The sequence below is a fragment of the Marinimicrobium sp. genome (assembly GCF_002695945.1).
GTDB classification, from domain to species: domain Bacteria; phylum Pseudomonadota; class Gammaproteobacteria; order Pseudomonadales; family Cellvibrionaceae; genus Marinimicrobium; species Marinimicrobium koreense.
In genome coordinates this window covers 259,273-281,440 of sequence record NZ_NZQP01000021.1, presented here as the reverse complement: position 1 = coordinate 281,440, position 22,168 = coordinate 259,273, and the positions used below count along the sequence as shown (strand labels likewise).

Genomic DNA, 22,168 nt, shown 5'->3' with positions numbered 1-22,168 from the left:
CGTTGGTTAAAAGTCGATCTGGAGCTGACTGTCGATTTTCAACAGCTCGCGTTTAAACAGTTGCTGAATTTTATTCAGCGCTTCCTCGGTTTCGCCTTCAAAGCGCAGGGTCAGGGCCGCGGAGGTGTTCGAGGCTCTGACCAACCCCCAGCCTTTGGCAAAGTCCACCCGCAGCCCGTCAATGGTGCTCGGCTTGCCGCTCTGGAAGTCGCCCTCGGCAATCAANCGGTCCACNAGGGCGAATTTCTGGTCGTCCTGCACCGGAATTTTCAGCTCCGGGGTGGAGGGCAGAATCGGAAAGGCGGCGAAGATATCGTCTATGGGTTGATCGCGCAAGGTGATGATNTCCAGCAGACGNGCCAGNGTGTANANACCGTCATCNAACCCGTACCAGCGGTCCTTGATGAAAATNTGGCCGGAATACTCNCCNCCGATCAGNGCNCCGGTTTCGATCATNTTCGATTTCATGTGGGAGTGNCCGGTTTTCCACATGATNGGCCGACCGCCATANCTGGTNACCAGNTGGTTCAGCTGGCGGGAGCANTTCACNTCGAACAGNACATCGGCNCCGGGGTTGCGTCCGAGNANGTCNCGGGCAAANAGCATCANCAGTTGATCCGGCCAGATGATCCGNCCNTNGGGGGTGACNANNATCAGGCGNTCGCCGTCGCCATCNAGNGCNGCGCCGAGATCGGCNCCGACNTCCTGNACCTTGGCAATNAGNTCCTGNAGGTTGGCNTCCTGAGTCGGGTCCGGNTCGTGATTGGGGAAGGTGCCGTCCAGGTCGCAGTACAGCGGTGTCACATCNCAGCCCAGCTCTTCGAACAGCCGGGGCGCCACCACACCGGGGACCGCGTTGCCCGCGTCGATCACCAGCGANACGGCNCCGACCAGCGCGACGTCGGAGAAAATGCGTTCGATATAGTCGGTNATGATGTCGTGGCTNCGGGTCTCCCCTTCGCCCTGGTGGTANTGCTGGCGCTGAATCCGCGAGCGNACATCCAGNACCGCATCNTCGGCCAGGGTGACCCCGTTGATGATCATTTTGAANCCGTTGTAGNTNCCGGGGTTNTGGCTGGCGGTGACCATGACGCCNCTNCTGGTTTCGCTNAGGTGATGGGTGGCGAAGTACATCAGGGGGGTGGGTACNGTGCCCAGATCAATNACGTTGCAACCNGTGCTGGCAATCCCGCTGCGCAGGGNTTCGGCCAATACCGGGCTGTGCGTCCGGCCGTCCCGGGCGAGCACCATATCGNTTTCGCCGTGATCCAGCGCCTCGCTGCCCAGNGCCCGCCCGATATGCTCGGCCAGCTCCGGGGTGATTTCGGTATCGGNCAGNCCNCGAATGTCGTAGGAGCGGAAAATCCCCTCGGGGATGGTCGGGCCTGACTGGCCCGCCTGGGTCGCGTCGGCGGCGGCCGTTTTGGTGGGTGCCTGGTCCAGGGCGAGAATGTCTTCGTCCTCGTCGCTGACATCCAGGTCCAGAATGTCCTGGTTCTGGTACAGCGTGTTGATCATGCCGATTTCTTCTTCGCCGTGCTCGTCTTGCGCGTCGGCGTTTTTGCCGCCCGAGCGCGCGGCGCCGGGCACCTGAATGGGACGGGCGCTCTGGCGCTGTCGGCGCTCAATCATATGGCCACTGAACCAGGCCAGCAGCAATCCGCCGATGGTGGTGGTGGACAGGACCAGCAGCCAGAGCGTCGGAAGCTCGCGGGTCTGGGCCACCAGCTCGGGCGAGGCCGTGAAGCTCAGGCGCCAGTGGCTATTGGGGATGGCGACGGAGTGCTTGGCGCCGCCTTCCCCCTGACCGCTCAGGTAGACCGCCAGGGGATTGCTGCCCGGAATCTGTTGGTGCAGCTCGGTGCGCCCCAGGCTTTTACTGGCGGCATCCAGTAGCGAGCGCCAGCCGGTGTCATTGAGTGTGACCAGGAGGGTTCCCTCCACAGGCTCGTCGGCGGACGGCGGAATGGGTTCAATGACATGCAACTGCCATTGTTGATCCACTTTGGCCAGCTCCGGGAGGTGATTGTCACGGCGCTCCGCCCGGCGGATCAGATCGAGCTCGGCAAATCGGATGGGGGCGGGGTGGTCGCGTTCGACCCGAGCGCTGCCCGCCGGAATCAGGCGCGCGGCAATGCTATGCTCAATGCGCGCGGCAATCGCTTCTGCCGCTGACTGTCGGACCTCCGTCGAGCCCTGAAGCGCCTCAGCGGTGGCCGGTTCTGCCGCCAGTGCCGCCACGCGTTGCCGCAGCTCCCGAATATAATCCTGCAGTGGCTGCGCACGTTGCTCGGCCTGAGCCTCCACTGCCGCCTCCAGGCGACGATCCTGAACATCTGTTACCAGAATGCCGTACAGCCAGTAACCCAGCAGGCCGTTCAGCACGAGTACCCCCAGCACCAGAGCGCCAATCAGCTTCTGGCGCGCCAGACGTGCCTGCTTTTGTCGTTGTTCCTTGGAAGTTCGGTTCGCCACGGTATCGGATTCCCGTTGTCGGTCTCTGGAATGGTTGTCGTCAGTCAGCGGGTATAGCGGCTGAGCTCAGCGATCAGGGCGCGGGCCAGCCGGGTTTTGCTCATCGGGCCCAGGGCCAGCTCACGCTCGGCATCGATCAGGGTGACCGCGTTGTCATCACTGTTGAAGCCCAGCCCCTCGCGGCTGATGTCATTGGCAATGATCGCATCCAGCCCCTTGCGCTCCCGTTTGCCGCGGGCGTATTCGAGCAGCTGTTCGCTCTCGGCGGCAAAGCCTATGGTGATGGGCCGGTTTTCTATCTGGGCAACGGCGGCAATAATGTCCGGGTTTTTGGTCAGCGTAATCTGCAGTGTGTCCTCATTGCCTTTTTTCATTTTCTGCGGCTGATAGTCGGCCGGGCGGTAATCCGCCACGGCGGCCGCACCGATAAACAGATCGCACTGAGGTGCCTGCGCCAGGCTGGCCTCAAGCATCTTGAGGGCGCTGGTCACGTCGATACGGGTGACGCGCTCGGGGGTCGGCAACCCGGTGGGGCCACTGATCAGTGTCACCCGGGCGCCTGCTTCAACAGCCGCTTCGGCTAAAGCGTAGCCCATTTTGCCAGAGCTGTGGTTGCTCAGGTAGCGCACCGGGTCGATGGCTTCCCGGGTGGGGCCGGCGGTGATCACCACGTGGCGACCCGCCAGCTGCCCGGTGGCAAACTGGGCCGCCATGGCCTCCGCCAGCGTGTCGGGTTCGAGCATCCGGCCGGGGCCGACTTCACCACAGGCCTGGCTGCCGTCGCCGGGCCCGAGCAAGTGAATACCGCGCCCTTTTAGGGTCTCCAGATTCGCCTGCGTCGCCGGATTCTGCCACATGCCCTGATTCATGGCCGGTGCCAGAACGATGGGCTCCCGGGTCGCCAGGCAGAGGGTGGTCAGCAGGTCATCGCCCCGCCCCTCGGCCAGGCGAGACATGAAGTTGGCGCTGGCTGGCGCCACCAGAATCCGGTCCGCCCAGCGGGCCAGCTCAATATGCCCCATGGCCGCCTCGGCCGCCGGATCGAGCAGATCGGTATGTACCGGGTTGCCCGACAGTGCCTGAAAGGTCAGCGGGGTCATGAACTCGCGCGCCGAAGCGGTCATTACCACGCGCACATCCGCGCCCCGCTCCTTGAGGCGGCGCACCAGTTCGGCACTCTTATAGGCGGCGATGCCGCCGGTGACACCTAACAGAATACGTTTGTTGGTCAGTGAGCTCATGGCGATCCGGTCTGTGGAGGTCTGACAGCTTGACTTGAACCGGCTAAGATACCATTCTCTAGCCCCGAATCACTAGGACGACGCGTTTCCAGCCGGTTTCAAGACCAGACGTTTCAAGACAGGGAGTCACATCATGTCCATTGCCCAATGGCCCGAGGCCGAACGCCCCCGGGAAAAACTGCTCAGCCGCGGCCCCGCCGCCCTCTCCGACGCCGAACTGCTGGCCATCTTTCTTCGTACCGGCTGCGCCGGCAAATCCGCTGTGGACCTGGCGCGGGAGCTCTTGGCCGAATTCGGTGGCCTGCGCCCGTTATTGGAGGCCTCGCAGGCCGCGTTCTGCCGGGGGCAGGGCCTGGGCAGCGCCAAGTTCGCCCAGTTACAGGCCGTACTGGAAATGGCGCGCCGCCATTTATCCGCCAGCCTGGAGGCGGGCGATTCCCTGACCAGCCCGGATCTGGTCCGCCAGTACCTCAGCGCCCAGCTTCGCCATCGCCCGCACGAGGTGTTCGCGGTGCTGTTTCTGGACAACCAGCACCGACTCCGGGCCTTTGATGAGTTGTTTCAGGGCACGATTGATGGCGCAAGTGTTTACCCGAGAGAGGTGGTAAAGCGAGCACTTACTCACAATGCGGCCGCGGTGATTCTGGCTCACAACCACCCCTCTGGCGTGGCGGAGCCGAGCCAGGCGGACCGCCGGATCACCGAGCGCTTGCGGGAGGCGCTGGATCTGGTGGGGGTGCGAGTATTGGACCACATGGTGGTCGGTGACGGTGAAGTCGTCTCGTTCGCCGAGCGCGGTTGGTTGTGAAGAATGGCACTGAGGTCCGGTGTCGGGTGTACTGTTTCTGGACCGTAGAGCGGGGACCCGCGATCCGAGCCTACAGGGACGTATGTACGGCGTGTTCAGAAACAGTACACCCGACACCGGACCGGACGTGAAGCCCACTCGTAGGTGTTGACTAAAAAATCACCAAAATCGGGAGAAAACATTGCTATTGCTCGTCGGTTTTGGTATAAAACGCGCCCTTATGCGGCTGGGTAGCCGGCCATAGCGCCAGGAGCCGCCCCCGGACCTCGTGTCCCCGGGCCGCAAATTGATCGAATCAGGCTACAAAAACACCCCGTGCTGGGCTGTGGTGTGGCAGCAACCAACCCGCAGCGCAGCGCGCTGAATACGACGAGGCAAGACCATGTCCAAGGTATGTCAGGTAACCGGCAAGCGTCCCGTTACTGGAAACAATGTATCTCACGCAAAAAACCACACCAAGCGTCGTTTTTTGCCCAACCTGCATTCTCACCGTTTTTGGGTGGAATCCGAGAAGCGTTTTGTGAAGCTGAAGGTTTCCTCCAAAGGTATGCGTGTAATCGACAAGCGCGGCATTGACGCCGTACTGACCGATCTGCGCGCTCGCGGCGAACAAGTTTAAAGGAGAACTCCCATGCGCGATAAGATTCGTTTGAACTCCACCGCGGGCACCGGTCACTTCTACACCACCGACAAGAACAAGCGGAACATGCCCGAGAAAATGGAAATCAAAAAGTTCGACCCCGTTGCCCGCAAGCACGTGGTCTACAAAGAAGGCAAAATCAAGTAAGCGATTTTGTGCTTCGTTCCGATCAGAACCCGGCCCCTGTGCCGGGTTCTGTCGTTTCAGGGGTAGGAATTGCGCCACTGAAACGTGAATCCGGTTCGAAAATCGTCCCCCGACCGTTGATCCCCCGCGCCGCTGTGCGATACTTCCCGCCAAGTGACAATGACCGATAACGCCCACCTCAGGGAGCTGCTTATGAAAACCGCTTGGAGTATTGGCGCCGCACTGGTGCTGTTGGCCGTCCCCGCGCTTGCGGATAACCACCGGGGTTTCTATGCCGGTATTGGTGGCGGGGTGGTCACCGGAGACGCCCGCACCCCCTACGATGAAGCCGAGATGCCGGTGGTCGAATTTTCGGCGGGATACAAGTACAACGGCCTGTTGGGGCTCGAGGCTCGACTGGGTGCGGGACTGAAGGACGACCGGGACATCAGCTCGGATTATTTTCTGGCTGAGCAGGCAACCGATGCCAGCCTGAGCGAGATCGAACGCGAGGTAAAGACCTACTCGGCCCTGTACTACCGCCCGGAAATCACCAATGAGGTAGCTCGGCTGTATGGATTGCTGGGCTACGCAGAGCTGGATACCCAGGTAACGCGCTGGCAGGGCAATACCGGCACCCAGGCCGACGACTCTCTGTCGGGCACATCCTATGGCATTGGTATGGGCTGGTTTGTGAACAAGCGGTTGAACTTCAATATCGAATATCGCCAGTTGGTCAAAACCGATGACTACCGTTTTGAAACCTACACCTTGCAATGGGATTATCGTTTCTGAGGTCGGTGATCGGACGTCGGCAGGGGCAGCATGCTTGATCAGGGTTCCAGTCAGCAACAGCTCGCCGAGGTGTATCAGCGGGAGTCGCGCCGGGTACTGGCCACGCTGATCCGGCTGCTGGGGAGCTTTGATCTGGCCGAGGAGGCGCTGCATGACGCCTTCATGGTGGCGGCGACCCAGTGGCCCAGTGAGGGGGTTCCCGATAACCCGCGCGCCTGGTTGGTGTCCACGGGTCGTTTCAAGGCGATTGATCAGCTGCGCCGACGGGCCCGCTTTGACGAGTCTCAGCAGGCGATTGCCGATTCCCTGTATCAGCAGACCGAGCGCGACCTGCTTACCGATGATGATCGGATTGAAGACGACCGCCTGCGCCTGATCTTTACCTGTTGTCACCCCAGTCTGTCCCCCGACGCCCAGATCGCCTTAACCCTGCGGGAGGTCTGTGACCTGAGCACGGAGGAGATCGTCGGCCTGTACGACCTGTTGCTGCAGGTGTCGCCCTCGCCCGTGGTGGCGCTGAACCGGGCCGCCGCCGTTGCCATGCGCGACGGCTGGGCGGCGGGCCTGGCATTGATGGACCAGTTGCATGATCAGGGTGCGCTGGCGGGCTACCACCTGTTGCCCGCCGCCCGGGCGCACCTGTTGGCGAAACTGGGGCGCGACCGGGAGGCCTGGGAGGCCTATGGCGAGGCCCTGGCGCTGGTTCAACAGGAGCCGGAGCGACGCTATCTCCAGGGGCGTCTGAAGGCACTGCAATAACAACAGCCGGGGTTTCGGAGTGGAGCGTTCACCCGGTGTCGAATTCACCGGGCCGGAAACGACTGATTACTGGTAGCTGAACGGTGCCCGACGGTGTAACCACGCGGGTTGCCACCTAACGTCTAGCCCTGAAAATGGAAACGTCCCATGAAATACCTTTGTCTTGTGTACAGTGATGAACAGGATCTCCACGGTCTGCCCGACAGCCCGGAAGATACCGAGTGCCACGCCTACGCCCAGAGCCTCGCCGAGCGTGGTCATATGTTGGCCGGCGAGGCGCTGGAGCCGGTTGCTACTGCGACCACCGTGCGGGTACGTGGCGGGCAGGTGAGTATTACCGACGGGCCCTTTGCTGAAACCAAAGAACAGTTGGCGGGTTTTTACATGATCGACGCCAAGGATCTCAATGAAGCGATCACCATCGCCGCCGGTATTCCTCCGGCGCGGGTGGGCAGCGTTGAGGTGCGTCCGATTCGCCAGCTTCAGGTCTAGCGCGCTCTTCCGCGCGCCATGGCAGTCAGCGCGCCATGGCAGTATCCGGTTCGTACTGTTCGGCAATGGCCCGGCTGGTCGAGGCAATTCGGTGCTTGAGCTCTGCGGGGCCGAGCACCCGCGCGTCCGGTAAAAAACACATGACACGGCGGGTCGCGGTGTCCAGGTCGCTGGCGCGGAAGCCCGCCACCACCGATCCATCGGGGCGCTCTTCGAAGCTTTCCCAGCAGCAGCGGTAATCCTGCGCCACGCTGGCGGTGTCAGCGGAGAAAAACAGCCGCACTTCGTAGGACGACTGGCCTTCAAAGTGCTCGTCCAGGTACTGAGCCGGGTCAAATTCGGGTGGCTTGTTGAACGTCTCGGTGAGCCGCTCCATCGCTTGAATCCGGTCGACCCGAAAGGACCTCATGGCCTGGCGCAACCGGCAATAGGCGATGCAATACTGTTGGCCCCAACTGTAGACCAGGACATAGGGCTCGATGGTTCGCCATTGAGGGGCGGGCTGTTGTTTGCCCTGATACAGAACCCGCACCTGAAAACCCTGCCGAACGGCCTGGTAGAGAGTCTCCAGTTGTTCCATATCGAGATTGGGGTTGATCCGCGGAATGCCCTGGGTGATGAGGTTGCCACGAGCCCAGGCGATTTCTTGCAGTTGTTCTTCCGGCAGGACGTTTTCGATTTTGGTCATGGCGCTCAATGCCGCCCCCCGGAACAGCTTGCCCCACACGTACTCGATCAGTCCGGTCCCCAGGTGTACCGCCACGGCTTCTTCCGGCGAGAGCATCAGTGGTGGCATGCGGTAGCCGCGCACCAGGGAATAGCCACCCTGGGCACCGCGCTCGGCGTACACCGGAATACCCATATCCTCGAGCATAACGATATAGCGCTGCACGGTGCGCGCCGAAACATCCAGTGCTTCGGCCAGCTGTGAGGCCGAACTGTTGGGGTGGCGCTGCAGATAAGCAATCAGATTGAACAGGCGTGTCGCGGTATTCGCCATGGGGCTGACCCCTCGGTGTTGGTTCGTTGCCATTGTCGGGGCGATGTACGTCAAATAATGTCGTATTTGTCCGGTAAATTCCATGGTCTGTCGATATTGGGGGTGTGCAGTCGACCGTATCGGTGAGGAGATTGCGAGCACGCTGACGCTCTGTCCGTTCTTCCCGAAGCCGAATCCGGTGCAGCGGGTTAGCGCGTCAGACAGGAAAAGGTTTATTCCGGTGACAATGATGGGGACAGATTCATGACAGGTATGCATTCATTCAAAGCGCCCGCTACGGCCGTTCCCGGACTTCTGGGAGTGGAGTCGCTGTCAGGATTTCGGCTGGTGGGGCTGAGGCGAAAAATCCAGGGATTACCATCGACCGCGATTCCGGGGTTCTGGGAGAAGTTTTCGCCCTACCGGGGCTGGATTCCGGATCAGACCGATAAACACAGTTATGGCGTGTTATTACCCGCCGCCGACTCGCCGGATGGTTTCGACTATATGACCGCGGTGGAAGTGCCCGGTTTCCAGAGAATCAATGATGACTGGGATCGCCTGACGGTGCCGGCGCAGCGCTATGCGGTGTTTCTGCACCGGGATCATGTGTCGGAGTTGCGCCCGGCCCTGCACACCATTTTTGCCCATAGCCTGCCGGGGCTCAATTTAAGCCCCCAGCGTCGCAATGGCCCCCTGCTCCTGGAACGCTATGGCGCCGAGTTTGATTTTCGCACTGGGTGGGGCGGTATCCAGATCTGGGTGCCCCTGCAGGAAGAGGTGGTCGGGGCGTAGTTCTGGCCGGCGTTACCCCGTACACTGGCGACTTTCCAGGGAAACCATCAGGAGTACTTGTGCAACCGATAATCTCAGTTCAGGGCCTGAGCAAGGTATACGGATCGGGCTTTCAGGCGCTGACGGATGTCAGCCTGGACATCAACCCCGGCGAAATATTCGCGTTACTCGGGCCCAATGGCGCCGGTAAAACCACGCTGATCAGCATCATCTGTGGCATCGTCAATCCGACCAGCGGTCGAGTGTTGGCCGATGGCCACGACACTGTGAAAGAGTATCGGGCGGCCCGTCAGAAAATAGGCCTGGTGCCGCAAGAATTGGCCGTGAATATTTTTGAAACCGTATGGAGCACGGTCAGATTCAGCCGGGGCCTGTTTGGCAAGCCACCCAATGATGCGTTCCTGGAGCAGCTGCTGAAAGATCTGTCGCTGTGGGATAAAAAAGACAGCCGGATCATGGCGCTCTCCGGTGGCATGAAGCGTCGGGTTCTGATCGCCAAGGCCCTGGCCTATGAGCCGCGCATTCTGTTTCTCGATGAGCCCACCGCCGGTGTGGACGTCGAGTTGCGCCGGGATATGTGGCGGATGATCCGTCAACTGCGCGACAGCGGCGTAACGATCATTCTCACCACCCACTATATTGAAGAGGCCGAAGATATGGCCGATCGGGTGGGGGTCATTCAGCGCGGCGAGATCATCCTGGTGGATGAAAAAGCCGCGTTGATGCAGAAGCTCGGACAGAAACAGCTGACCCTTCAGCTCAGTGAACCCCTGGATCAGGTGCCGACCGCTCTGCCCGCGGAACAGACCACCTTGTCCGATGATGGTTATCAACTGACGTATACCTACGATGCGCAGGGTGATCCGGTGGCGGTTGCCCGGCTGTTACGGCAACTGGCCGAACTCAATATTGATTATCGGGACCTGCACACGTCCCAGAGCTCACTGGAAGATATTTTTGTCAGCCTCGTGGAGGAGCGCGCATGAACGGGTATGCGATTCGGGCGATCTATCTGTTTGAACTGGCGCGGGCCTGGCGCACCCTCATGCAGAGTATTGCCTCGCCGGTGTTGTCCACCTCGCTTTACTTTGTGGTATTCGGGGCTGCGATCGGCTCGCGCATGGTNGAGATCGACGGCGTCAGNTACGGNGCCTACATCATTCCGGGNCTGATCATGCTGACGGTNTTGAACGAAAGCACCTCCAACGCATCGTTCGGTATNTATATGCCGAAGTTNACCGGCACCATCTACGAGATACTGTCCGCCCCGGTTTCNGCNCTNGAGNTTGTCATTGGTTANGTNGGCGCGGCGGCCACCAAGTCCATCATCCTGGGNNTGATCATCCTGCTGACCGCGAGGGTGTTTGTGGACTACTCCATCGANCATCCCTTCTGGATGTTGGCGTTTCTGATTCTGACATCGCTGAGCTTCAGCCTGCTGGGNTTNATCATNGGNGTGGTNGCGGAGAGNTTTGAGCAGNTGCAGATNGTNCCCATGATGGTGATCACNCCNTTGGCGTTNCTNGGNGGCAGNTTCTATTCCATCAANATGCTGCCTCCNCTTTGGCAGACCATTACCCTGTTCAATCCGGTCGTGTACCTGGTCAGCGGTTTNCGCTGGAGTTTTTATGGCGTGTCCGATGTGGGAGTCGGGCTGAGTCTCACCATGATTCTGGTGTTTATGCTGNTCTGTCTCGGGGTCATCGCGTGGCTCTTCAAAACCGGCTATAAAATCAAGCCATGATGAGGGTGGCGGCGATCGTTCGACGGNGCCCATCTCGGAGGTTGTCGCGCCAAACCACAAAAATCGGGGTTTCAAGCAGGAAAGCCGAAGATTTTTTCCGTTTTATTCAATTTTTTAATTATAGAACGGNTGTTTTTATCGCNAAATGGTCTTGAAATGNCGACCTGATNCCTTGTTTTCTTANCAGGAAAAGAAATGTCAAGNNTGTCTTTATATAACAGTTCACATTTTTGAGNNGCCNCCGCCCGATGGTTNACCGGTAAAAGTGCGACGCGGTTCCCCNGTCCGTAANCAACATCCAAACTCCCGGTTATACNCCTGTTTATTAAAACGACGATCTGGGCCTGTGTCCTTCCGGGTGCGGACTTTCATCACATGAGCGATGCTAATTGGTTAGCAGCTCAACCTATTTTACGCTGTGGTTGATCACTCGCTATCAATGNATATCGCCCCGCAAAGATTTCTGAAATTGTGAACTCCTTCCGTCGATTGACAGACGAAAAATGATCCCTATTCTTGCCACCAACGCGAATGGCTCCCGGGCCACTCGTTCTCTTTCAAAGCTATTTAACGGTCGGATGGATTCCATTTATGAATAGCTCCATGGGTTGCATCAGTAACTGGGTTATCGCTTCCTTCCGGAGTGCGGAAGGTGACGGCGGGAGTATGTCCGGCCGCACCTGACGCAACGCACCTCGAAAGTGAGCGGTAGCAATCAACACTTTCGAGGTATTCAATGAAATACATTGCTTCTGCNGTATTGGCCGCCGCACTGCTGGCCCCCGCCTATGGCGCGGTGGCTGCCGCGCCGTCAAATNTGGCCCTGGACAAGCCGGTGTCCGCCTCCTCCTCCCAGAACAGAAATCGTGANGCCGAGTTTGCCGTCGATGGCAATGTCGGTACTCGCTGGAGCAGCGATTTTTCCGATGGCAACTGGATCATTGTTGACCTGGAGAGTGTTTACGACATTTCTTCNGTGATACTTCAATGGGAAACGGCCTATCCCGAGCAGTACAATCTTGAGGTTTCGCTGGACGGCAGCAATTGGGAAACCGTCAGCGCCGTNACCAGCAGCAACGGCGGTGTCGACAGTTTCGCCATGACCCGGTCCGCGCGCTATGTTCGTGTCGAAAGCGTCAAGCGTGCCACCAAGTGGGGTGTATCCCTGTGGGAGCTGGAAGTTTACGGTGTTGAGCCCGAGCCCGAGCCCGAGCCCGAGCCCGAAACTGAACCTGAATCCACAACCGATTCCGAAACCACCTCAGGGGACGGCGCGAATCTGGCGTTAAACCAGACGATGTTCGCTTCTTCCTCCGAGAACAGCAGCCGGTTGCCCGAAGAGGCGGTCGACGGCGACATGAATTCGCGTTGGGCCAGTGAGTACGGCGAAGATCAGTGGATCGCCGTGGATCTTGGNGCGACCTATGATCTCTCCTCCCTGNTTCTTCGCTGGGAAGTGGCGCACGCCGAAGNCTACGATATTCAAGTGTCGNCGGACGCNAACGACTGGCAGACGGTNCANTCGGTCACGAACAGCGATGGTGGNGAGGACNTTGTTGAGCTGAGCGCAACNGGTCGCTACGTCCGNATTCAGAGCGTNCAGCGCGCNACCCNNTGGGGCATNTCNCTGTGGGANCTNGAAGTNTATGGAGCNGAACCCTACGTNGCNCCNGANCCGCAACTGGTNTCCGAGGGACGNCCGGCAACNGCCTCGTCCACNGANCGNGATGCNTACGCGCCGGANAATGCCTTTGACGGTAGCGGCAGTACACGTTGGGCCAGNGTTTACGGNGATACCGCCTGGCTGCAGGTTGATCTGGGCGAGGCGCATCAGNTCACCGGNNTTAACCTTGACTGGGAAACNGCGTATTCCAGTGAATACCAGATTCAGACGTCCTACGATGGCCAAAGTTGGACAACGGTCGAGCACATTGTCGATGGCAATGGCGGTACCGATGANCTCGTCGTCGACGGTCACGGTCGCTATGTNCGCATGATGGGCCTGGCCCGGGCGACATCCTGGGGTCACTCACTGTGGGAAATGCAGGTGTTCGGTTATCCGNNCGACAGCGCCGNCTCACCGTCCGATGGCACCGATGGCTCCACTGATGACGGTACNGGCTCCGAGACCGACACTGGCTCTGATACCGACACCGGCTCTGATACCGACACCGGCTCTGATGATGGCTCCACCGGTGATGGTTCTACCGGCGAGGNAGAACCCACTGAAGAGGAAACGGTNGATACGACGGCACCNACGGCGCCGGGTTCACTGAACGATACCGCGGTTGGCACCTCTTACGTGACCCTGTCCTGGNCGGAATCCANTGATAACGANGCGGTGATGAGNTATGAGGTGTATCGCGATGGCGCCCGAATCACGGAACTGTTGGCGCCCGAGACCAGCTACACCGACACGGGCTTGTCCNCAGGAACCACCTATCAGTATTCGGTGCGCGCGGGNGATGCGGCGGGCAANTGGTCCGAAAANAGCACCACGCTGGTGGTCACCACCAACAGTGAGCAGGTTGTGGGTGACGGCGTGGTCCTGGAGTGGACGACNCCGGATCAGCGCGAAAATGGTAGCTACCTGGAGNTGNATGAAATTGGCGGCTATGANATCCGCTANCAGCAGGGCGCCGNTGGNGAGTCTCAGTCGGTTGTGGTGAACGATGCGTACGCCACGTCTCATGANCTGAATCTNGNAGACGGAATCTACGAGTTCTCCATTGCTGTCTTTGACGTCAATGGCCTTTACAGTCAGTTTGTACCGATTGATCCGGTTCCATAACGCCTTGCGCTGATGTGAAGCATCTNAAAAAAACATTTTNACTTAGCCGGCCTCTGTGCCGGCTTTTTTTGTGTCGGATTAAACCACCTTCCCTACAGCTGTTAGCAAAAATTCAAATAACGGAAAATGTTATTTATTAAGAAACAGTTGCACTCAATCCCGCCATTTTTGATTGAAACGACAATGCTTATGTGATCCATNCCCCGCCTCGACGTTGACATTTTTGATTCGTGACACAGNACACGCTATTNCGCGCCACGATCGCGTTTTCAGGATTGTCTTATGGTCAAAAAGTACTTTAGGGTGTCGCCGGNTCGGAGACAAAACGCGTTGCAAAGCATTCGATAAAGAGACGCGTTCGGTCACCGAAAATCATAAAACAATAAAACGCGCCGCCGTCNGGGACGACAATCGGCGCGACCGGTTCACGCTTGGGTAACGTTGAAAGCAATTTAGACCCGAACGNTTCAAACACTCGGGTTTTAACGTTGCTCCATTTCATAAAAGAAAGAGGCAAGAACCATGAACGCTATCAAGAAAACCCTCGCGTGCGCCGCTTTGGGTGCCAGTGCCCTGTCGGCTGCAATCGGTGTACAGNCAGGATTTCAGGTATNGGGAACCCAACTGCTGGATGGCAATGGCAATCCGTTCATCATGCGCGGAGTGAACCACCCTCACACCTGGTTTACCGGTCGCACCGAGCAGGCGCTGTCCGANATCGCCAGCGTCAANGCCAACACCGTCCGTATAGTGTTGTCCGATGGCCAGCAGTGGACGCGCAACAGTGCCGCCGATGTGGCGCAGGTGATTGAATGGTGTAAAGACAACGAGCTGATTGCGGTACTGGAGGTGCATGACGCCACCGGTTATGGCGAGCAGGACAGTGCGGGAACGCTGGAAAATGTTGTCGACTATTGGCTCGACATCGCTCCGGTACTTGAGGGGCAGGAAGANTACGTCATCATCAATATCGCCAACGAGCCATTNGGAAACGGGGTGGCCGCGAGTACCTGGGTGGATCAGCATGTCGACGCTATCCAGCGCCTGCGCGAAGCCGGCCTGACCCACACACTGCTGGTGGATGCGGCCAACTGGGGACAGGACTGGCAGGGTGTGATGCGCGATAACGCCTCCACCGTGGCCGCCGCGGATGAGCGCAATAACACGTTGTTCAGCGTNCACATGTACGAGGTGTACCAGGACCGTTCCACTATTGAGAATTATGTGTCCACATTCTTGTCCACCCATAATTTACCGCTGATTGTGGGTGAATTCGGGGCGGATCACTACGGCAATGAGGTTGATGAAGCGTCGGTTCTGTCCGTGGCCGAAGACTATGGCATTGGCTATCTGGGGTGGTCCTGGTCGGGTAACAGCAGCGANGTTGCCTCGCTGGATATCACGTTGAACTGGGATGTTGACAATCTGTCTTCCTGGGGCGATTTTCTGATCAANAGCAGTAACGGGCTGCGCCAGACGGCCCAGACAGCGACGGTCTACGAAGGTCAAAACTCATCGTCCAGTAGCGACGCCTCTTCAAGTTCCTCATCGTCAAGTTCCAGCGTTTCAAGCAGCAGTTCCAGCAGTCATTCATCGTCCAGCAGCGCACAGCCAGGTGCTGGAGATTGCGAGTATCAGATCACCAATGAATGGAGTTCGGGGTATATCGGTGCCATTCGGTTGACCAACTCCGGTACGCAGCCCGTGGACGGATGGTCAGTGAGCTGGGAGTACAGCGACGGCTCACGTATCACCAACAGTTGGAACGCGAAGCTGTCCGGTAATAACCCCTACTCGGCAGCCAATCTCGACTGGAATGGTGTCCTGCAACCCGGACAGACCATCGAGTTTGGCATTCAGGTCAGCAAGGGGGGCGCGGATGCCCAAGCGCCAAGCCTGTCTGGCCCGCTGTGTGACTGAACGGATTAGTCGGGCGGCGCGGGTTGCAGGGCGTCGCCTGAGCTTGAATTGCGCGGGTCGGTTCGATCGCCCGTGCTTCCTGGCCTGTCAGGGAAACGACAACCATCGGCGAAAGTTCGTCGGCGGACTCACCGGGAGGTGGTGGCATTTGCGACGCAGTACTTAACTTTCCAAGTACGTTTTAAGGAGATCCAATACAATGATAACGACAGTAAAAAAAGGCAGTGGTCTGGCGTTGCTGGGGTTGGCTATTGCCGCCGCCAGTCACGGCGCGTCAGCCGAATGCGCCTACTCGGTCAATAACGAATGGGATAACGGCTACACCGCCGAGGTCACCCTGACCAATGACGGTGCCAGCGCCGTCAGCGGGTGGGATGTGAGTTGGACGTTTGACGCCAACCGCATGACCAACGGCTGGAACGCCCAATTCTCCGGAAGCAATCCCTATACCGCCAGTGATATGGGCTGGAATGGCACGCTCCAGCCGGGGCAGAGTGTCAGCTTCGGTTTTCAGGTGGACAAAAACGGGGGCGCGGCGGAACAGCCGACGTTGGAGGGCGCGCTCTGTGAAGACGGCGGTTCGTCCTCCAGCTCGAGCTCCGAGTCCTCATCGAGTGACAGCAGTGCTTCCTCAAGCAGTGACCCGGGCGGCGCGGGGCAGCAGTGCAACTGGTACGGCACGACTTACTCCCTGTGCGAAACCACCGACAGTGGTTGGGGCTGGGAAAACAATGAAAGCTGTATCGCCCGCAGCACCTGTGAGGCGCAACCGGACCCCTATGGGGTGATCGATGGCGACGGGAGCAGCAGCTCTTCTTCATCGTCGAGCTCTTCCTCATCGAGCAGCGAGTCGTCCAGCTCGGAATCTTCCAGTTCGGACTCCTCCAGCTCTGATTCTTCAAGCAGTGACAGCAGCTCCAGCGAGAGCAGTTCGTCCTCCAGCAGCTCATCTTCCGATGGCGATTACACGCGTGTCGACAACCCATTTGACGGCACCACCCTGTACGTCGATCCGGTCTGGTCTGCAAAAGCACTGGCGGAACCCGGTGGCGAGGCCATNGCCTTTGAAAATACCGCCGTGTGGATGGATCGCATTGGTGCGATCACCGACGGTATCGGCCTGAAAGGTCACCTGGATGAAGCGGTCAATCAGGGCGCGGACACCTTCATGTTTGTGGTGTACAACCTGCCCAATCGCGATTGTGCCGCCNTGGCGTCCAACGGCGAGNTGCGGATTTCGGAGAACGGTTTCGAAATNTATCAGCAGGACTATATCGCCCCGATCGTGCAACTGCTGGGTCAGCCGGAATACAGCGACCTGCACATCGTCGCCATTGTGGAAGTCGACTCCCTGCCCAANCTGGTCACCAACCTGGATGAACCCGACTGTCAGGAAGCGGCCGGACCCGGTGGTTACGAGGATGGCATTCAGNACGCGCTCAATGAGTTGAGCACCCTGCCCAATGTGTATTCCTATGTTGATATTGCCCACAGCGGTTGGCTGGGCTGGAGCGACAACTTCAGCGAGGCCGTTCAGCTTATCGGCAATACCATCAAAGGCACTGACAAAGGTGTGGACAGCATCGCGGGCTTTGTCACCAACTCGGCCAACTACACGCCGCTGGAAGAGCCGTATCTGCCCGANCCCAGCCTGCAGGTGGGTGGTCAGCCGGTTCGCTCCAGTTCCTTCTATGAATGGAACCCCTACTTCGGGGAAATCGAATTCGCGCAGGACTGGCGTCAGGCGATGATCCANCAGGGCTTCCCGAGTGACATCGGTATGTTGATCGACACCGGCCGTAACGGTTGGGGTGGACCGGATCGTCCCACGGGCGTGTCGNCCAGCACGGATCTGGATACCTATGTGGATGAGTCGCGCATCGACCGTCGTCACCATCGCGGGAACTGGTGTAACCAGCCCGGTGGTGTGGGCGAGCGTCCCCAAGCCAANCCGGCTCCGGGNNTCGACGCCTATGTCTGGGTGAAACCGCAGGGTGAATCCGACGGTATCTCCGATCCGGATTTCGAGCCAGATCCGAACGATCCGGCCAAGCAGCACGATGGCATGTGTAACCCCAATGAAAACAACGAAGACGCCGGGGTTCCCACCGGAGCATTGCCCAATGCACCGCATGCCGGTCGTTGGTTCCCGGAGGCCTTCGAGCTGTACCTGCAGAACGCCTATCCGCCGCTGGATTGATGTTGNGCGGAAACAGGTGAAATTGACCGGCGGTGTTCCCCCCTTTCGCCGCCGGTCGCACACCACTGCCTTCGGGCGGTGGTGTGCTTCCCGATGTACGAATCGCAATAGAGGCGTCTCGCTTCTGTTTGCCAGCCAACAATCAGCCAGGCTTTGATTGAGCGTTATTGCATGANNANNNNANNTTTACGNTNTCAATATTNCCCNNGNTTTCAGTGNGNNCTCGGNGNNCTGATTCTGGTGCTGANCGGCCTGACGGGCTGTCAGACCACATCCCACTCGTCGGCCACAGCGGCCGGCCAACTGACGTTTGTACAGAAAAAGATGGGCCCGGTGACCCAGTTGCAGCGGGTGTCCCCGACCGGGNAAAGCGGNCCGGTNCTGGTCAGCGAGCGCTGGCGGGATTTACAACCGCACTGGTCGCCGCAGGGAACGCTGGTGTTTATGTCCAACCGTCACGGTCGCGATCAGATNCATCTGGACAAAGATCGCGAACGCTTGCAGATCTTCCTGCTCGAACCCGGCAATGCCGAGCCCGAGCTCATCAGCGACACTGACGACAGTGCGGTATCGCCCCGCTTCAGCCCGANCGGNGAGGCGGTGGCCTANATTCACGCCCGGCCCGGGAANGCCGCACTGGAAGTGNTCGAGCTCAATGCGCGCGGCGCGACTCCGGTNACTCAGGCCCGGGACATTCTCGACTACGCCTGGGCTCCCGANGGACGTGCTCTTGCGGTGGTGGTGTTTGATCCCGGTCGATCGCGCCTGNAGTTNGTCGCGGCCCCGGGGGANNNNGANCCNGAGCTTNCNGANTCTGCAGCCNGAANAGNNNGGCNCTGTCATTACCGGNGTNAGNTGGTCCCCNGANGGCTCNGCNGTGGCCTACATCGTCAANAGCCCGGATCGNGCCCGCCGGTTATANNTGNATGACCTGNNNANNGGGNANNGNCGGCGTNTATCNAANCCGGAGCANCANGTACAGAACCCNGTGCAATGGTCGGCGGACGGNGATGNNCTGCTCTATGCNGCNCTGGTGGATTTTGATTTCCATTACGACGAGNCGCANCGCGAACAGGTNTACGAAGGCAGNATGCAGATTTTTCTCAGNGACCGGTNGGGCAATGCCCGTCAGCTCACTCAGGGCGAAGGCCGACATGGGGCGCCGGTGTTTTCCCCGGACGNGCGNCNCATCGGNTTNTTATNCGCCGANACACTCGATGCGCGNANTTTGTCTGTGCGCACGATGGANCTCGAGGGCANGGAGGTGCGTGAGTTGCATCAGCGCGTCGCCCCCGAGTCGTTACTGCAATGGAACTGAACCGCCAACAATAATCGGAGATAATAANCATGAAGGTAACNGCTTCAAATCGGCAATCGTCACGGTTNACCGTGGCTCGTAACACCCTNGCCAGNGCGGTANTNNTGGCAACGGCTTCNCAGGCATTCGCNGANGTCGGTAACCCCCGGGTNAANCAGGTGGGNTATCTGCCCAACGGCGANAAAGTNGCNACCTATGTCAGNGACAGCACGGTAGGCAAAGCCTGGNGTCTGTATCAGAANGGCTCATTGGTCGCCGANGGCACAACCGTGCCGGTCGGCCAGGANCCGGCGTCCGGTGATCACGTACACCANCTGGGCTTTTCCGATGTCACGGTGGAAGGNGACGGCTATGTGCTGATGATCGACGGNGATGAGAGCTACCCGTTNTCCATTTNGGCCGANAACTTNACCGGNCCNTTATANGACTCGCTGAAATANTTTTACCACAACCGCAGCGGCATCGAGATCGAAACCCAGTACACCGGCGGTGGCAACACCAGCTACGCGAGCGATGCCCGCTGGNCNCGTCCGGCCGGCCATCTGAANCAGGGCGTCAANCAGGGCGANTACGANGTNCCCTGTTGGGANGGNACCTGTAACTATTCCCTCGATGTGACCAANGGCTGGTATGACGCNGGCGATCACGGCAAGTATGTGGTCAATGGCGGCATCTCNGCCTGGAAGCTGCTCAATATGTATGAGCGCGCNCTGCACCTGGGCGGCAACCTGGATCGCTTTGCCGACGGNACGNTGAACATTCCCGAGAGCGGTAACGGNANCCCCGATCTGCTCGACGANGTGCGNTGGCAAATGGAGTTCCTGCTGTCCATGCAGGTNCCNCAGGGNGAAGCCAAAGCCGGTATGGCGCACCACAAAATGCATGANGTTGGTTGGACCGGTCTGCCNNTGGCGCCGCACGAAGACAGCAGTGCCCGGGCNCTGGTACCNCCGAGTGTGACCGCCACCCTGAACCTGGCGGCAACAGCGGCGCAATGTGCCCGTATNTGGGCCGNCATCGACAGNGANTTNTCCGATCGTTGCCTGACCGCCGCCGAGCGCGCCTGGGANGCCGCCGAGGCGAATCCGGGGGATGTCTACACCAGCGGTTACGACAACGGTGGCGGCGCCTACGGCGACGACGANCCCGCCGATGAGTTCTACTGGGCCGCCGCAGAGCTTTACATCACCACGGGTGACAGCCGTTACCTGCCGACGCTGCAGAACTATGAACTGGAGCGTATCGACTGGGGTTGGCCCGATACGGAACTGCCNGGGGTCATGTCCCTTGCCACGGTGCCGNCCGAGCACACCGCCAGCCTGCGCAGCGATGCACGACAGTACATCCAGTCGGTGGCCGACACGCATCTGATCACCATTGCCAACACCGGCTATCGGGTGCCCAATACTGATGAGGAATACTATTGGGGGTCGAACAATGTGATCGCCAACAAGCTGTTCCTGTTGGGGNTGGCCTACGACTTCACCGGAGACGATCAGTATGCTCACGGTGTGGGTTCGGGGATTGATTACCTCTTCGGTCGCAATACCCTGTCGTTCTCGTTTGTCTCCGGGCACGGCGAAGACGCGTTGACCGAACCGCACCACCGGTTCTGGGCCGGCGCNCTTGATGGCAGCTATCCGTGGCTACCGCCCGGTGCATTGGCNGGCGGNCCGAANTACGGCCTGGAGGACGACGTTTCCCGCAATGCCCTGAGCGGCTGCGAATCGGCTCCGGCCACCTGCTACCTGGATGATATCGAGGCCTGGTCCACCAACGAGATCACCATCAATTGGAACAGTGCGCTGGCCTGGGTGCTCGCCTTCCATGATGACTACGCCGAAGGGGGCAATTCATCCAGCTCTTCCTCGAGCTCCTCGTCCAGCAGTTCATCCTCCAGTTCGTCGAGCAGCGAGTCTAGTTCCAGTAGCAGCTCCAGCAGTTCGTCGTCCAGCTCCTCGTCTTCCGAACCCGCAGGGCAACAGTGCAACTGGTACGGCACGCTGTACCCGCTGTGCGAACAGACCCAGAGCGGTTGGGGTTGGGAGGATAACCAGAGCTGCATCGCGCCGAGCACCTGCGAGTCCCAGCCGGACCCCTATGGTATTGTCGGTGACGACAGCAGCTCCTCGTCCAGCTCCAGTTCGCAGAGCAGTCAGAGCAGCAGCGAATCCGAGAGCAGTGAGTCGTCCAGCTCGAGTTCAAGTTCCGACAATGGTGGCCTGGCCGAGTGTGAGTATCAGATCAGCAATGAGTGGAGCACGGGCTACACTGCGGCTATTCTGATCAGCAACACGGGAGCCCAGGCGATCAATGGCTGGTCGGTGAACTGGGAGTATTCGGATGGCTCGTCGGTCACCAACAGTTGGAACGCACAGGTCTCTGGCAGCAACCCTTATACCGCCACCGATCTGGGCTGGAACGGCACCCTGCAACCGGGCCAGTCCGTGGAGTTCGGCTTCCAGGTGAGCAAGGGCGGCAGCGGTTCCGCGCAAGTGCCAGAGGTAAATGGAAGCGTGTGTGACTGACTCTGTCGTTGCATTGTGCTTCGACTAGAGTGCTGCGGGAGGGTATACCGTTCCGGGACACGCCGTAAACCCATCCATGGGGGCTCGACACCCGCCGTCCAGGCGGGTGACGGTCCCGAAACGGTATACCCTCCCTCCGCGGAGCGGGCTTTACGTCTCGGGAAATAGCCCCTTTTGTTTTGACACTTATGGTGTTCATAAATAGGGTTAGATTAGGCATTTAGGGCCGAGGAGGGGAAGCCCTTTCAAGACCGTAAGCGGAGGGACTCCGCGCGTCGAGCCCCCGTGGACGCCCCACATGGATGTGGGAAGTGTCCCGAAGCGCCGGGAGCGCGAAGGGGACCGGGTTTACGGCGTGTCTTGAAAGGGCTTCCCCTCCTTGGCCCGAACGTGATGCAAACCGATAGGCTTTGTGTGGAGATGCGCTGAGTCCGTGTCTTGGACAGGTATACCCTCCCGTAGCATTCGGAGCGAAGTCCAAAAACCATTCGTCGGATTACGCTATCGCTAATCCGACCTACGCGTTCTTCCTCGGGTGGCCTACCATTTAAAGGGGG

Annotated in this window: 16 protein-coding genes; 13 read left to right on the top strand and 3 right to left on the bottom strand. The window is 59.3% G+C overall.

The features are described 5' to 3' along the window. Positions 1-6 precede the first annotated feature (6 nt). Both CMG77_RS16120 and coaBC read right to left on the bottom strand, forming a co-directional pair. Positions 7-1,518: a phosphomannomutase/phosphoglucomutase gene (locus CMG77_RS16120; protein ID WP_502691758.1), complete on the bottom strand. Its 1,512-nt coding sequence runs from the start codon at positions 1,516-1,518 to the stop codon at positions 7-9. A 1,001-nt stretch (positions 1,519-2,519) separates the two neighbouring features. Further along, the gene (coaBC, locus tag CMG77_RS05185) at positions 2,520-3,716 is read right to left on the bottom strand and encodes a bifunctional phosphopantothenoylcysteine decarboxylase/phosphopantothenate--cysteine ligase CoaBC (protein WP_286805223.1); all 1,197 of its coding nucleotides are present in this window, start codon (positions 3,714-3,716) and stop codon (positions 2,520-2,522) included. Positions 3,717-3,849: 133 nt separating this feature from the next. Here coaBC and radC point away from each other — a divergent pair, with 133 nt between their 5' ends. From radC to CMG77_RS05155, 6 genes are all read left to right on the top strand, one after another. Continuing rightward, the gene (radC, locus tag CMG77_RS05180; RefSeq protein WP_024461632.1) at positions 3,850-4,524 is read left to right on the top strand and encodes a RadC family protein; all 675 of its coding nucleotides are present in this window, start codon (positions 3,850-3,852) and stop codon (positions 4,522-4,524) included. Between the two features lie 382 nt (positions 4,525-4,906). After that, positions 4,907-5,143, top strand: coding sequence for a 50S ribosomal protein L28 (gene rpmB, locus CMG77_RS05175; protein WP_024461631.1), 237 nt, complete (start codon positions 4,907-4,909; stop codon positions 5,141-5,143). A 12-nt stretch (positions 5,144-5,155) separates the two neighbouring features. Further along, positions 5,156-5,311: a 50S ribosomal protein L33 gene (rpmG, locus tag CMG77_RS05170; protein ID WP_024461630.1), complete on the top strand. Its 156-nt coding sequence runs from the start codon at positions 5,156-5,158 to the stop codon at positions 5,309-5,311. Positions 5,312-5,503: 192 nt separating this feature from the next. Beyond that, positions 5,504-6,085, top strand: a complete 582-nt coding sequence (locus CMG77_RS05165) for an outer membrane beta-barrel protein (protein WP_024461629.1) — start codon at positions 5,504-5,506, stop codon at positions 6,083-6,085. A 30-nt stretch (positions 6,086-6,115) separates the two neighbouring features. Continuing rightward, positions 6,116-6,844 (top strand): RNA polymerase sigma factor, encoded by a 729-nt coding sequence (locus CMG77_RS05160; protein WP_286805220.1) that lies wholly within the window; start codon positions 6,116-6,118, stop codon positions 6,842-6,844. 147 nt (positions 6,845-6,991) lie between these two features. Further along, complete coding sequence (locus CMG77_RS05155) at positions 6,992-7,336, top strand: YciI family protein (RefSeq protein WP_286805219.1); 345 nt, start codon at positions 6,992-6,994, stop codon at positions 7,334-7,336. A gap of 25 nt (positions 7,337-7,361) precedes the next feature. On the opposite strand, the gene CMG77_RS05150 is transcribed toward CMG77_RS05155, so the two are convergent. After that, positions 7,362-8,336, bottom strand: coding sequence for a helix-turn-helix transcriptional regulator (locus tag CMG77_RS05150; RefSeq protein WP_286903711.1), 975 nt, complete (start codon positions 8,334-8,336; stop codon positions 7,362-7,364). Between the two features lie 252 nt (positions 8,337-8,588). On the opposite strand from CMG77_RS05150, the gene CMG77_RS05145 reads away from it, so the two are divergent. The 7 genes from CMG77_RS05145 to CMG77_RS05115 all read left to right on the top strand — a co-directional run bounded on the left by CMG77_RS05145 (position 8,589) and on the right by CMG77_RS05115 (position 21,611). Beyond that, on the top strand, positions 8,589-9,110 hold the full coding sequence (locus CMG77_RS05145; RefSeq protein WP_286805215.1) for a GyrI-like domain-containing protein: 522 nt from the start codon (positions 8,589-8,591) through the stop codon (positions 9,108-9,110). A 59-nt stretch (positions 9,111-9,169) separates the two neighbouring features. Next, positions 9,170-10,096, top strand: coding sequence for an ABC transporter ATP-binding protein (locus CMG77_RS05140; RefSeq protein ID WP_286805213.1), 927 nt, complete (start codon positions 9,170-9,172; stop codon positions 10,094-10,096). Beyond that, positions 10,093-10,854 carry an ABC transporter permease gene (locus CMG77_RS05135; protein ID WP_286903710.1) on the top strand — a complete coding sequence of 254 codons (762 nt, stop codon included), beginning with the start codon at positions 10,093-10,095 and terminating at the stop codon, positions 10,852-10,854. The genes CMG77_RS05140 and CMG77_RS05135 overlap by 4 nt, the downstream gene beginning before the upstream one ends. A gap of 736 nt (positions 10,855-11,590) precedes the next feature. Continuing rightward, positions 11,591-13,645, top strand: a complete 2,055-nt coding sequence (locus tag CMG77_RS05130; protein WP_286903709.1) for a discoidin domain-containing protein — start codon at positions 11,591-11,593, stop codon at positions 13,643-13,645. A gap of 522 nt (positions 13,646-14,167) precedes the next feature. Continuing rightward, on the top strand, positions 14,168-15,565 hold the full coding sequence (locus tag CMG77_RS05125; RefSeq protein WP_286903708.1) for a cellulase family glycosylhydrolase: 1,398 nt from the start codon (positions 14,168-14,170) through the stop codon (positions 15,563-15,565). A gap of 199 nt (positions 15,566-15,764) precedes the next feature. Continuing rightward, positions 15,765-17,765, top strand: coding sequence for a glycoside hydrolase family 6 protein (locus CMG77_RS05120; protein ID WP_286903707.1), 2,001 nt, complete (start codon positions 15,765-15,767; stop codon positions 17,763-17,765). Positions 17,766-19,112: 1,347 nt separating this feature from the next. Next, positions 19,113-21,611, top strand: a complete 2,499-nt coding sequence (locus CMG77_RS05115) for a glycoside hydrolase family 9 protein (protein WP_286903706.1) — start codon at positions 19,113-19,115, stop codon at positions 21,609-21,611. Positions 21,612-22,168: the final 557 nt, after the last annotated feature.

Coding starts and splice junctions, on each gene's coding strand:
- CMG77_RS05145 (WP_286805215.1), top strand. CDS start 8,589: ATGCATTCATTCAAAGCGCCCGCTACGGCCGTTCCCGGACTTCTGGGA.
- coaBC (WP_286805223.1), bottom strand. CDS start 3,716: ATGAGCTCACTGACCAACAAACGTATTCTGTTAGGTGTCACCGGCGGC.
- CMG77_RS05165 (WP_024461629.1), top strand. CDS start 5,504: ATGAAAACCGCTTGGAGTATTGGCGCCGCACTGGTGCTGTTGGCCGTC.
- CMG77_RS05160 (WP_286805220.1), top strand. CDS start 6,116: ATGCTTGATCAGGGTTCCAGTCAGCAACAGCTCGCCGAGGTGTATCAG.
- rpmB (WP_024461631.1), top strand. CDS start 4,907: ATGTCCAAGGTATGTCAGGTAACCGGCAAGCGTCCCGTTACTGGAAAC.
- CMG77_RS05155 (WP_286805219.1), top strand. CDS start 6,992: ATGAAATACCTTTGTCTTGTGTACAGTGATGAACAGGATCTCCACGGT.
- CMG77_RS05150 (WP_286903711.1), bottom strand. CDS start 8,336: ATGGCGAATACCGCGACACGCCTGTTCAATCTGATTGCTTATCTGCAG.
- rpmG (WP_024461630.1), top strand. CDS start 5,156: ATGCGCGATAAGATTCGTTTGAACTCCACCGCGGGCACCGGTCACTTC.
- radC (WP_024461632.1), top strand. CDS start 3,850: ATGTCCATTGCCCAATGGCCCGAGGCCGAACGCCCCCGGGAAAAACTG.